8 protein-coding genes are annotated in these 13060 nt (G+C 62.7%); 6 read left to right on the top strand and 2 right to left on the bottom strand.

The features are described 5' to 3' along the window. Positions 1–179: 179 nt before the first annotated feature. Positions 180–1703 carry a fumarate hydratase gene (locus ABVN20_RS07670; RefSeq protein WP_368554995.1) on the bottom strand — a complete coding sequence of 508 codons (1524 nt, stop codon included), beginning with the start codon at positions 1701–1703 and terminating at the stop codon, positions 180–182. A gap of 323 nt (positions 1704–2026) precedes the next feature. Here ABVN20_RS07670 and ABVN20_RS07665 point away from each other — a divergent pair, with 323 nt between their 5' ends. Genes ABVN20_RS07665 through ABVN20_RS07655 form a run of 3 tightly spaced genes read left to right on the top strand, consistent with a single transcriptional unit; the run spans position 2027 to position 4840 of the window. Next, complete coding sequence (locus tag ABVN20_RS07665) at positions 2027–3133, top strand: diguanylate cyclase (protein ID WP_368554993.1); 1107 nt, start codon at positions 2027–2029, stop codon at positions 3131–3133. After that, positions 3126–4061, top strand: a complete 936-nt coding sequence (locus ABVN20_RS07660) for an iron-sulfur-binding ferredoxin reductase (RefSeq protein ID WP_368554992.1) — start codon at positions 3126–3128, stop codon at positions 4059–4061. Before ABVN20_RS07665 ends, ABVN20_RS07660 begins: the two co-directional genes overlap by 8 nt. 29 nt (positions 4062–4090) lie before the next feature. Continuing rightward, entirely contained in the window at positions 4091–4840 is a 750-nt protein-coding gene (locus ABVN20_RS07655; RefSeq protein WP_368554991.1) for an enoyl-CoA hydratase-related protein, read from the top strand. A 181-nt stretch (positions 4841–5021) separates the two neighbouring features. On the opposite strand, the gene pyk is transcribed toward ABVN20_RS07655, so the two are convergent. Beyond that, positions 5022–6473 (bottom strand): pyruvate kinase, encoded by a 1452-nt coding sequence (pyk, locus tag ABVN20_RS07650; protein WP_368554990.1) that lies wholly within the window; start codon positions 6471–6473, stop codon positions 5022–5024. 172 nt (positions 6474–6645) lie between these two features. Here pyk and ABVN20_RS07645 point away from each other — a divergent pair, with 172 nt between their 5' ends. From ABVN20_RS07645 to ABVN20_RS07635, 3 genes are all read left to right on the top strand, one after another. Continuing rightward, positions 6646–7029 carry a tol-pal system YbgF family protein gene (locus tag ABVN20_RS07645; protein WP_368554989.1) on the top strand — a complete coding sequence of 128 codons (384 nt, stop codon included), beginning with the start codon at positions 6646–6648 and terminating at the stop codon, positions 7027–7029. Positions 7030–7261: 232 nt separating this feature from the next. Next, on the top strand, positions 7262–7621 hold the full coding sequence (locus ABVN20_RS07640; RefSeq protein WP_368554987.1) for a PilZ domain-containing protein: 360 nt from the start codon (positions 7262–7264) through the stop codon (positions 7619–7621). A 308-nt stretch (positions 7622–7929) separates the two neighbouring features. Further along, positions 7930–13038 (top strand): Tc toxin subunit A, encoded by a 5109-nt coding sequence (locus tag ABVN20_RS07635; protein WP_368554986.1) that lies wholly within the window; start codon positions 7930–7932, stop codon positions 13036–13038. Positions 13039–13060: the final 22 nt, after the last annotated feature.

The following is a 13060-nucleotide window of genomic DNA, read 5'->3' as shown; positions in this document are numbered from 1 at the left end:
CTGTTTCCACCTGACAAGGACGCAACGTGCACTCAACTTATCAGCGGATCCATTGGCTGTGACCTGTCACATCTGACAGGTCGGCCACATAAAGGGTGAAAATCGCGGTTCTCCAGGCGAAAAAAAAACCGCCCTGTCGTGACCGGCAGGGCGGTTTTTTTCAGGGGTTTCAGTGCAACTTACTGCACTTCTACCGCCAGGTTCTCACTGATCTTTTTCTGCCAGATGGCAGGGCCAGTGATGTGTACCGACTCACCCTTGCTGTCGACCGCAACGGTCACGGGCATGTCCTTGACCTCGAACTCGTAGATCGCTTCCATGCCCAGCTCGGCGAAGGCCACCACGTGGGACTTCTTGATCGCTTGCGCCACCAGGTAAGCCGCACCACCCACTGCCATCAGGTAAACGGCCTTGTGGTCCTTGATCGCGTCGATGGCGGTCGGGCCGCGCTCGGATTTGCCGATCATGCCCAGCAGACCGGTCTGCTCGAGGATCTGACGGGTGAACTTGTCCATCCGCGTCGCGGTGGTCGGGCCGGCCGGGCCAACCACTTCTTCGCGCACCGGATCGACCGGGCCGACGTAATAGATGAAGCGACCCTTGAGGTCCACCGGCAGGCTTTCGCCCTTGTTCAGCATCTCGACCATGCGCTTGTGCGCCGCGTCGCGACCGGTGAGCATCTTGCCGTTGAGCAGGATGGTTTCACCCGGCTTCCAGCTCTGCACTTCTTCCGGGGTCAGGGTGTCGAGGTTGACGCGACGGGCCGACGGGCCGGCTTCCCAGACGATTTCCGGGTAGGCGTCCAACGGTGGCGCTTCCAGCGAGGCCGGGCCGGAACCGTCGAGCACGAAGTGGGCGTGACGGGTGGCGGCGCAGTTGGGGATCATGCACACCGGCAGCGAGGCGGCGTGGGTCGGGTAGTCCATGATCTTCACGTCGAGCACGGTGGTCAGGCCACCCAGGCCCTGGGCGCCGATGCCCAGCTGGTTGACCTTCTCGAACAGCTCCAGGCGCATTTCTTCGAGGCGGTTCTGCGGGCCACGGGCCTTGAGCTCGTGGATGTCGATGGATTCCATCAACACTTCCTTGGCCATCACCGCGGCTTTCTCGGCGGTGCCGCCGATGCCGATGCCGAGCATGCCTGGCGGGCACCAGCCGGCGCCCATGGTCGGAACGGTCTTGAGCACCCAGTCGACGATCGAGTCGGACGGGTTGAGCATGGCCATTTTCGACTTGTTCTCGGAACCGCCGCCCTTGGCTGCCACGTCCACTTCCACGGTGTTACCCGGAACGATGGAGTAGTGAATCACCGCCGGTGTGTTGTCCTTGGTGTTCTTGCGCGCGCCCGCCGGGTCGGCGAGGATCGAAGCGCGCAGGACGTTTTCCGGCAGGTTGTAGGCGCGACGCACGCCTTCGTTGATCATGTCGTCCAGGCCCATGGTGGCGCCATCCCAGCGCACGTCCATACCGACGCGCACGAACACGGTGACGATGCCGGTGTCCTGGCAGATCGGGCGGTGGCCGGTGGCACACATGCGCGAGTTGATCAGGATTTGCGCCATGGAGTCACGGGCTGCCGGCGATTCTTCGCGCAGGTAGGCCTCGTGCATCGCCTGGATGAAATCCACGGGGTGGTAATAGGAAATGAACTGCAGGGCGTCGGCAACGCTCTGAATCAGGTCGTCTTGCTTGATCACGGTCATGAGTCGCGTTCCTCGATTCTTAAGGCAGCTATGAGCTTTCAGCTTCAGGCGGCAAGATGAAGCTGCAGGCGTACTGCTCTGAGCTGGCTGCTTGAAGCTGAAAGCTTGCAGCTGCTCTTCTGGCTAAAACGGCGCGGCAGTATACCGCGCCTCGGTAGCGGGCACACGCGCCAAGGGTTATTCGTTGGTCGCATGACGGGCGGGGTTCGGACGGCCGGCGGCCCAAAAATTGAATGGTCATTTATCCGCCTCGCCACTACAGTGGCAGCCGGCCTGTAGAGTAGGACACTCGATCAGCTTCTTTTCGCACGGTGAGTCAACGATTGACCCATAACGCCATCCAGCGCCTGTTGCTCAAACGATTTGCCCTCGCAGCCGGCACCTACGCCCTGGCCCTGATGTTGCTGTGGCTGGGGTTTTTCACCGGGCATTATCACCAGCCCCTGACAAATGTCGCCGTCGGCAGTGCGCTGGTGGTCATCAGCCAGGCGGCATTGTTCGCGGTGTTCTACAGCGGCTGGAATCTGCGCTTCAGCGACCCCAGCCTGACCGAAGCCCAGGTATTGCTGGGGCTGGGCTGGCAATCCTGGCTGGTCGCCAATCTGGATGAAGCCCGTGGGGCCTTCCTGGTCTTCTATGTATTGATTCTGCTGTTCGGCCTGTTTCACCTGTCGCGCCAGGCGTTCGCCCGGTGTGCGCTGCTGGTGTTCGCCAGTTTCAGCGCGATCACGTTGTGGGAGGGCTACCACTTGCAGTTGGCCGACCCGGCCCTGGCCGCGTTGCAGGTGTGCGTGCTGTTGATCGTGCTGGTGTGGCTGGAACTGTACGCGCGCTATGTCCAGGCCTCCCGGCTGCGGATGCGCCAGCGTCGGTTCGCCCTGCAGGCGCATCAGGACACCCTGCGCGGCATGATGCGCCAGCTCGAAGACCTGGTGGCCACCGACGAACTGACCGGGTTGTTCAATCGCCGGCACTTCCTGCGCCTGGCCTCACGGGAGCTCGACACCCTGGAACCGGGCGTCGCCCATGGCCTGGCGCTGATCGACCTCGACCATTTCAAGCGCATCAATGACATGCATGGTCACGCGGCGGGCGATCAGGTGCTGCAAGCCTTTGCCGGTGTCGCCAGCGCCTGCCTGCGTGAGGGGGACGTGCTGGCCCGTTATGGCGGCGAAGAATTCGTGCTGCTGTTGCCCGATTGCACCCCGGAGCGCCTGACCGCCTGTTGCGAGCGTTTGCGAATCGCCTTTACCGACGTGCAGTTGATTGGCTTGAAAGTCGGCAACCTCAGTTTGTCCGGTGGCATGACCCTGCTTGAACCGGGTGACGATCTCGATGACGCCCTGCAGCGTGCCGACCAGGCGCTGTATCGCGCCAAGCGTGACGGCCGCAATCGTTGCGCGGCGGCGTGGGAGAACGTCGATGCCTGAATTGCGCGTGGGCGACCGTGGGTGGCCGGTGGCGCCGGGCAGCAACCTGCTCGATGCCTTGAATCAACAGGGCGTGGCCGTTCCTTACAGTTGTCGCGCCGGCAGTTGCCACGCCTGTCTGGTGCAATGCACCCAGGGCTTGCCCAGTGACAGCCGGCCGGATGCACTGAGCGCCGAGCAACGTCAGCAGGGCTGGCGCCTGGCCTGCCAGTGCCAGGTGGTCGAGGATCTGCACGTCCATGCCTTCGACCCGTTGCAGGACGGGCGCCCGGCCGAGGTCGCCGCCGTCGACTGGTTGAGCCGCGACGTGCTGCGCCTGCGCCTGACCCCGCAACGCCCCTTGCGCTACAGCGCCGGCCAGCATCTGGTGCTGTGGGCCGGCCAGGTGGCGCGTCCGTATTCCCTGGCCAGCCTGCCCGAGGAAGACCGTTTTCTGGAGTTTCACCTGGACTGCCGCCAGCCGGGCCAATTCAGCGATGCCGCCCGTCAACTGAACATCGGCGACGGCCTGCGCCTGGGCGAGTTGCGTGGCGGGGCGCTGCATTACGACCCGGACTGGCAGGCCCGGCCGCTCTGGCTGTTGGCGGCCGGCACCGGGCTGGGGCCGTTGTTCGGGGTGTTGCGTGAAGCCTTGCGCCAGGATCACCAGGGCGACATCCGGGTGATTCACCTGGCCCATGATGCCGAGGGCCACTACCTGGCCAAACCCTTGCAGGCCATGGCCGCCAGCCGTTCGAACCTGAGTGTCGAGTTGTGGACAGCGACCGAGTTGCCGGCGGCTTTGGCGCAACTGCGGCTTGTTTCCCGGCAAACCCTGGCTTTACTCTGCGGGTCACCCGACAGCGTCGACGCCTTCGCCCGGCGCCTGTATCTGGCGGGAATGCCGCGCAATCAACTGCTGGCCGACGTCTTCCTGCCTCGCGGTTGAACGCTGACCTTTCAGACGCGAGACCTTCCATGACCGATGCCATCCAGATCGAACACGAACGCGGCCTGCTGACCCTGCGCCTGAACCGCCCCGACAAGAAAAACGCCCTGACCCGGGCCATGTACAGTCAGTTGGGCGAGGCATTGAGGCAGGCGGATGCCGACCCGCACATCAATGCCGTACTGATCACCGGCTCCAGTGAATGCTTCACCGCCGGCAACGACATCGCCGATTTTCTCCAGGAACCGCCGAGTGCGCTCGACAGCCCGGTGTTCCGCTTCATGCTGGCCTTGCTCGACTGCCGCAAACCGGTGGTGGCGGCGGTGGCCGGCGCGGCGGTGGGCATTGGTACGACGTTGCTGCTGCACTGCGACCTGGTGTATGTCAGCCGCGATGCGCGACTGCGCATGCCGTTCGTCAACCTCGGGTTGTGCCCGGAGTTCGGCTCCAGTCTGATCCTGCCGCGGTTGCTCGGGCAGGCCAGGGCGGCCGAGTTGCTGCTGCTTGGTGAAGGTTTCAATGGTGAGCAGGCGGCGGCCTGGGGCATTGCGTCCGAAGCCCTGGGCAGCGGCGAAGAGGCCCTGACCAGGGCGCGGGAGATGGCGCTGCGGTTCGAGTCCCTGCCGCCGCAAGCGGTGCGCATCAGCAAACAACTGATGAAAGCGCCGGATCGGGAGCACCTGCGCATGGCGATAGAAGAGGAGGGGGCGCTGTTCATCCAGCGGCTGCGCTCGCCGGAGGCGGTGGCGGCGTTGTCGGGGTTCATCAACAAACGTTGAGTCTTCGTTGACTGGCCGACCCCATCGCGAGCAGGCTCGCTCCCACAGGAGATTTGTGAATGACGCAAATCCCCTGTGGGAGCGAGCCTGCTCGCGATAGGGTCAACACATCATCAGAACCAGAAAACAAAAAGCCCTGCCATTCACATGGCAGGGCTTTGGTCTTTCAGCAACCGGTCACTCAGACCATCGGGTCGCCAACATGCAGGATCTTCATGCCGTTGGTGCCGCCGGTGGTGTGGTAGCTGTCGCCCTTGGTCAGGATGACCCAGTCGCCTTGTTCCACCACGCCGCGCTTGAGCAGTTCGTCGATGGCGGCCTGGCTGACCTGGCTCGGCGGCAGGGATGCCGGGTCGAACGGGATGGTGTACACGCCACGGAACATCGCCGCGCGAGCCTGGGCTTCGCGGTGCGGGGTGAACGCGTAGATCGGTACCGACGAACGGATACGCGACATGATCAGCGGGGTGTAGCCGCTTTCGGTCAACGCGATGATCGCCTTCACGCCCGGGAAGTGGTTGGCGGTGTACATGGTCGCCAGGGCAATGCTTTCGTCGCAGCGCTGGAATTCCTTGCCGATGCGGTGGCTGGAGGTCTTGCCAGTCGGGTGCTTCTCGGCGCCGACGCAGATGCGCGCCATCGCCTGCACGGCTTCCAGCGGGTACTGGCCAGCGGCACTTTCGGCCGAGAGCATCACGGCGTCGGTGTAGTCGAGCACGGCGTTGGCCACGTCGGACACTTCGGCACGGGTCGGCATCGGGTTCTGGATCATCGACTCCATCATCTGGGTCGCGACGATCACGGCCTTGTTGTGGCGGCGTGCGTGCAGAATGATTTTCTTCTGGATGCCCACCAGCTCGGCGTCGCCGATTTCCACACCGAGGTCACCACGGGCCACCATCACCGCGTCGGACGCCTTGATCAGGCCGTCGAGGGTTTCGTCGTCGGCCACGGCTTCGGCGCGTTCGATCTTGGCCACCAGCCAGGCCGTACCGCCGGCCTCGTCACGCAGTTGACGGGCGTATTCCATGTCAGCCGCGTCACGCGGGAAGGACACGGCGAGGTAGTCGACTTCCATCTCGGCAGCCAGCTTGATGTCGGCCTTGTCCTTGTCGGTCAGGGCCGGTGCGGTCAAGCCACCGCCACGCCGGTTGATGCCCTTGTGGTCCGACAGCGGACCGCCAATGGTCACCACGCAGTTGAGTTCGGTAGAGGTGGCGGTTTCGACGCGCATCACCACGCGGCCGTCGTCGAGCAGCAGCTCGTCGCCCACACCGCAGTCCTTGACCAGGTCCGGGTAGTCGATGCCGACCACTTGCTGGTTGCCTTCGGTCAACGGATGGCTGGTGGAGAAGGTGAACTTGTCACCGATCTTCAGCTCGATCTTCTTGTTGGCGAATTTGGCGATACGGATTTTCGGACCTTGCAGGTCACCCAGCAGGGCGACGAAGCGACCGTGTTTGGCGGCCAGGTCACGCACCAGCTTCGCGCGAGCCTTGTGCTCGTCGGGCGTGCCGTGGGAAAAGTTCAGGCGGGCGACGTCCAGGCCAGCCAGGATCAGCTGTTCCAGTACTTCCGGCGAGTTACTGGCCGGGCCAAGGGTAGCGACGATTTTGGTACGACGGACGGACATGCAAAGACTCCTGAGTTCAAGCGCTGAGTGAGGCTACTATGCTCTTGGGGTGTAGTCATTGTTCATCTGCACTACTTATTCGTTTGTTTATTGAACCGAACACTTTTGGTGACCGACAGCCTGAAGATTTCCGTCGACGGGTCGATACACTGCTCAAGACAGGAGAACCCCCATGCGATTCGTGCCCATAGCCGCCCTTGCCCTTGCTGTAGTCAGCGTCACGGGCTGCACCCGTTGGTCGATGAACCATCATTTGAATAACGCCTACAGCGCCTATGATCGTGGCAATTGCGACCAGGTGACGCTCGAATTGTCCAAAGTCGAACGCGCCAGTCGTGCCCGGTCATACGTGTGGCCGGAAGTTTCGATGCTGCGCGGTTTGTGCCTGGAGCGGCAGAAACTGTTCGTCGATGCCGGCCAGACTTACCAGTTCATCATCGCCTCGTATCCGCAGAGCGAATACGCCTACCGCGCCAAGGCGCGCCTGGAAACCTTGCAGTCGCTGGGGCATTACCCCCTGCGCAGCGCAGCCGCGGTGCGCCCGACCCGGTTCTGATGGCAGTTGTCATTCAAAGATGTCTCACGGGCGACGGTGAGCTATAGTCGAATCAACCGGTTCGCAAAATCCTTGCGAGCCGCGGTAACACCTGGGATCGGCAGACGTAAGCGACAGCGGCCACACGGACTGTCGCACCGTGATCGGGGAGAGCGCGCCTGGCCTTGCAGGGCTGGCCCGTTCCGAAGCATTGGTGCGGCCCTGGACAAGGGCCTGGCATAGCGAATTCAGCATGTTCACTGACCGCCGGATCGAGCGGCATCAACTGCCGTATTTTCTACGAGTGTTCAACAGCGTGACCGACAAGCCGATCGGCTTCCTGGGCAACGTCTCCGAAGACGGGCTGATGCTCATCAGTCAATTGCCGATGATGATCGGTGCCGATTTCGAGCTGCGCCTCAAAATCCCGATGGCCGACGGCCGCCTGCAAGTCATCGACTTCAGGGCCTGTTGCCTGTGGTGCCATGAAGACGCCACGCCCCGGCATTACGACGCCGGGTTCACCTTGCAGCGCGCCCCGCCGGAGTTTGCCGACCTGGTCCAGGCGTTGAAGCGCTACTTCAGTTTCCAGCCGTTGTCGGCTTCCGCCTGATCTGATCCCGCCAGGCCGCTCCCCCGGTGTTCGTCGCGTTCGCCTTCCGGCCGGACGCCTTTGAACGCTGGGTGAACGGCTTTTTTCTGCCCGCCGTTTCTGTGTCTTCCACACCCTCTTCCAGCCTTGCACTACGGTGCCTTCGCCCTTCTTGTCAGTACCCGTTTGCGGTCCTCAGCGAGGTCTACCGTTCGTCGGCACTGTCAGTTCTCACAGGTGTGACGCTTCCGGCCCCCGGCGTAAAAAGGTCGTGCACATAACCGACCCTTCGCGTTCATCGGGCGCCGCCCCTGGCAGGGAGAACAACAATGAGCAAGGCCTTCACCAATCCACCGCTCAAGCAATTACTCGATTCCGTGCCCACGAAACGAGGTGCCAGGACTCGCTCGAAATGCACCAGTTTCATAGCGAAAGGCGGCTCGGTTTTCGGCATTCTGAAGATGGATCAGCAGAGTCTGATGGATACCTTTGGTGTGTCCGGTGACGACGCGCAGGCCTTGCGCGACAGAGCCGCAAGCCTGGCGCTGCACGCCGCCCGGCAATTTCGCGAACAGCAACTGGTGCGGCAAGGGCCGGAGAACCCGCTGCACCGGTCGGGCCCCAGCGCGCTGACTAAAATGCCGAACTTCAACGATCTGTTCGATCCGGATTGGGAGAGGGCCAGCCCCCCCAATACCATGAGCGCGAGAAACTTCGCAGTCGCCTATTTCGTCCACCTGATCACGCTGGCGCGGGACCTGGAGGCGCGGGCGGCGGGTGGGGCCGGGCTGATCACGCTGGACCAGCGACGCCCCGATCTGGCCAACCTGGTCATCGACGCCACCGCGACATTCCAGGTCAAACCGACGGTCAAGCTGTTCAACGAAATACTGGAAAAGATCATCGAGGCATACCTCGCGCCTGCGCTGGAGGACAACAATCAGGTGGTCGATGACGTGCTCCGGGTGACCCGCTTTCCCCATCGGTCGATGCCGTTCGAGTGGTACAAGGAGCAATACACCGGGGTGCTGGACCAGAACCAGTTATTGCTGGGCCATGTCGTTCGCGCCATCGACCCTCCCGCACCGTACTTCAAGGAACCTGGCGTGCGCGGGCCGCTGTCGGATATCGCGCTGCAGTTGTCCTGCAGACTCGGGCCGCAACAGCAGCAATTGTTGACCGAGCGATTCGTGGTCGCCGGCAACGAAGTGAAGTTCTACCTGGACAACTTCAATTCCACGGCGGCCAAACTACTCGACTCGGTGCATTTCTGCGCCAAGGCCGATATCGACGCGCTGAGGTTGACCCAGTTGCTGTCGATTGAAACCTTCGCGCCGACCCGATCCCCCAACGTTCCGGTCGCAGCGCCGACACCCAGGGAGTTCGGCTCGACGTACATCAACTCCGGCAACACCAAGTCGATCGACTTGTCCGCGCCTGTCGAGGGTTCGACCCGTCAGTTCCTCAACATTACGCTCAACGGCATGGACCGGATCAACCGGATGCTGCGCTTGAGCCGTTGGCTGGACTTGCCACCGTACGAAGTCGATCGCCTGCTTTGGGCCTGTCACCGTGCCGAGATCCGTGGCGAAACGGTCGACCCCGCCGCCCGCACCAAGGCATTGGCGGAAAAGCCGATCAAAATCACCAACAACACCCTGCGCGCGCTCGGCCTGTTCCGCGAGTTTCAGTTGCTGTTCCGTTGCACGATTGATCAATTCGTCGTACTGATCGACGAAATTCTCCCCTTCGGCACAGGTGACGAAACACCGCAGTTCGACCGGATCTTCAACCAGGAAGGCCTGTTCGATACCCCGCTGAAGGCGGATGGGCGGTTTTTCTTCATCGAACCGAAAAGCCGCGACGACATACGCATAGTCGATCAGATTTGCCGACCTCTGGGCTTCAACCTGGAGATCTGGCGCTACCTCTCGCGTTTCGTCGCCAAGAGTTACAACTACACCGACGAACTGCCGTGCAGCCTGCCGGTGTTTTCGTCGTTTTACCGGCTGGCCCTGCTCGCATCCTTCTTGCGGCTCAACCCGATCGAGCTGGCGGCCTTGCTCGAAACCTTGAGTGAGCGAGGCGCCAGTGAGGTGCTGCAACGCATTCTCGGCGAGTCGCGCCTGTTGATCAGTGGCACCAGCGGCGTGGGCGATGTGTTGAGCGTGATGCACGCGGCGCAGTCCTGTACCCAGTGGCTCAAAGACAATGACCTGAGCGTGCCCTGGCTGGTCGCCCAGGTAAGGGCGGTCGTAACGCCGCCCATCGCCACGGATGAAGAAATCATGCTGCTCCAGGAGATGTACACCCGAGTGCAGCCCACCCTGCTGTCGGAAAGCGTTTTCCGCGCGGCCGGCATCGGGCTGAGTGATGACGCCGAAACGACTGAATGGATGACCTTGCTCGATCAACTGGTCGATGAACAGGGCCTGATATCGAGCCTGACCAACGACGAGAGCGATTACACACGGGTGGTCGCCGAAGTTGAAGCGGCGATGGCGCAGGCCGGTATTTCCGCCAGCGATGAGGAGCGGGTGCGTACGGTCCTGGTCGCGGCGGTGTTGCAGACGCGTGATGCGCAAATCGCCGTGGTCGTGGAAAGCCTGGCGACGATGTTGAAGTGCGCCCAGGACCTGGTGCTGCCGCTGCTCAAATGGGTCGACACCGGCAGCGTCTATGTGCTGCTCAAGGAAACCGTGCGCGCGCTCGAGGAAGTGAAGCTGCCCACCGACAGGATCAACCCCGGAGACCGGGTGCTCAACCTGCTCGGGCACCTGGCCCGGCGCGCCGAAGTGGCGCGCAAACTGGCGCTGACTTCGGCCATGCTGGCAACCCTGACCACCGCGAGGAACTTCGAATGGTTCGGCCTGCAGGATGCCCAGAGCCTCAACCTGGCAACGCTGTACAAACTGACCCAGGTTCAGCGGGCAGTGAAGCACACGGGGCAACCGGCGGAAAAACTCCTCAACTACCTGAGAATGGTCAACAGCCTGCCGCTGGTCCTCACGCCTGAAGATGAGCGGTTGATCCGCGACTCCGCCGCGACCCAACTGGCGCACGTCTTGAACTGGGGCGTGCGGGAAGTCATCGAGTGCATCCTCTATCTGGGCAAGCTGGTGATCCGCGATACCGACGATATCGACACGCTGCTGCACATTCGTGAGTTGGCGACCCGGAGCAAGCTGGATGCCAAGGCTCTGATTCAACTGGGCCTGCTCACCCCCAACAGTGACAAGGACGCTTACCGCACCGCCGCGGAGCGCGTCATGGAAGTGCTGTCCGGCGCCGCATTCGAGGGGCAAATCCAGGAGGTCGGCGAGGTCGGCCAGAGCGTGACCCACGAAATCCGGTGCATCAACGACACCCTGATCGCCAACGTGAAAGGCCAGGTGGCCCTGATCGAGGTGTGGATACGCGACCTGGCGGGCAAACCCATGTCGAACATCACCATCACCTGGGAGGCGGACCAGCCGGGTCTGCTGCAAGAGCGCTCCACCACCGACAACGACGGACGTGCCGTGGTGCACTTCCAGCCCGAGGTTTCCAAATGGCAGGGCGAGGTGCTGGTCACGGCCCGCTATGGTCTGGATATGAAAGCTGTTGGGCCGAAGATCTTTGTCGCAAGCGATGAACTGACCCTGGGCTTCACCCCCGGAGGCACGCAGAACCCTCGCCCTGACGAACAATTCCTTGCCGGCGGCAAGGAAAGCTTCCCGGTCCACGTGATTCTGATGGACCACTACGAGAACCCGGGTATCGGACGCACCGTGACCTTTACCGGCGATGGGCTCACCGCCACACCGCCCAGCACGACAACCGATGAAAACGGCATTGCCAGAACCCTCGTCACCAGTATGGCGCCCATCAGTGACGCGATCCTGGTGGCCACATACGCCAGTAAGGACGCCAGGGTCATCACCAACATCGACTTTATCGACAGCCCCTCGATCACCCGCCTGCAGGTGGCTTCGGTCGCGCTGGTCGAGCAACCGCTGCTGCTTCACTGCCATGTAGTGCGCCTGGACAAAACGCCGGCGCCGGATGTGGAGGTCAAGCTGTATGCCGGGGCCGGTACGACCCCGATCGGTACGGCCACCACCAACCAGGACGGCATCGCCGAGTTCACCGTAGCGGCGCCGGCCGCCGGCAAGCAGGCCTACACCGCCAAGGTCATCATGGACGAGCAGCAGATCGAGGTAGACGTCGCGCCGACGGCGGTGATCCATGGGCAATCGGTGCGGCCGGAATTTCCCGGGGTGGGCACTCCCCACCTGTTGTTCGTCACGGTCCGGCAGGCGAACAACAACCAGTCGCCGCCGGTGCCCAATTGTGACGTGTTGTGGAGCTATACGGGGCCCGGTCCGGCTTCGACGCCGGTCAATATCCCGACCGGCAGTGACGGGCAATCCTCGTATGCGTTCGTGGGCGAGGCCGTCGGTGATTACGTGGTGACGGCCGATCGCAAGACCGTCGCGGCGGAAAAACGCACGTTCAACGTCAAGGTGGTTCCGGCCATTGCCTGGGAGTGGGAATTGGTCGAGGCGCCTGCCGGGGCCGTGGTCGGCCAGACGTCTGCCAGTGCACCGCTGGAGTTTATCCGTGGCCGGGATTACATCCTCACCATCAAGATGCCTACGGGCATGGACCTCACGGGCGCGCTCGGCATGCTGGCGTTCGAGGGGGCGTTGTCGGCGAAGGCCCTGGGCATGGACATCGAACCACGGGAAGGGGCCGTCGTCGCCATCGGCGCGCAGACCCGCCTGCAGTGGCGCATCAACTGTCGGGACCTGCGCAATGGCACGTTCAGGCTGATCTTCTCCTGCGACCGATTCAGCCAGCGCCTGGCCCTGGACGCCCGTCTGGGGACGCCGGCACCGGCGCTGCTGTCTCCGGTCAATGGTGCCCCGAACGTCGAGGTTCAACCCTTGCTGCACGGCACGGGCACTCGGTCGGCGCAGATCATCATCTACGGCGGCGCCGGCGCGGTATTGGCCAGGACCAGCGTGGGCGACGATGGCAAGTGGGCCGTGAGGTTAGCCGAGAAGCTGTCACCGGGGCCGCATACGTTCGTGGTGACGCAGCGCAACATTGATGCGACCGAATCTTCGGCGGCGCCTGTGCAGGTGACGGTGGTGCCTGACTATGCCGCGCATCCGGTCATTCTCAAACCGCTCTCGGGCAGCAAAGTGTATGTCCAGTCCTGGCTTGAAGGGATCGGCCTGCCCGGCGTGGAAGTGAGAATAGTCCGGACGGGAGCAGCGGGAACGATTTATGCGCAGGGCATGGTCAATGCGGACGGGCGTTGGCGAGTCCAGTTCAAGCCCGAGTGGGGACCAGGACCCTACAGGTGCGGTGCGGGCTTTTACATGAATAACACGCTGATTTCGCCCTGGATGCCAGAAAACATTGAGTTGGAATTGATTGCCAGAGGTTAGACGCCTGAGGTTGCCGGACGAG

This window comes from Pseudomonas sp. MYb118, from assembly GCF_040947875.1.
GTDB lineage: Bacteria > Pseudomonadota > Gammaproteobacteria > Pseudomonadales > Pseudomonadaceae > Aquipseudomonas.
This window is presented reverse-complemented; position numbering and strand designations above follow the sequence as displayed.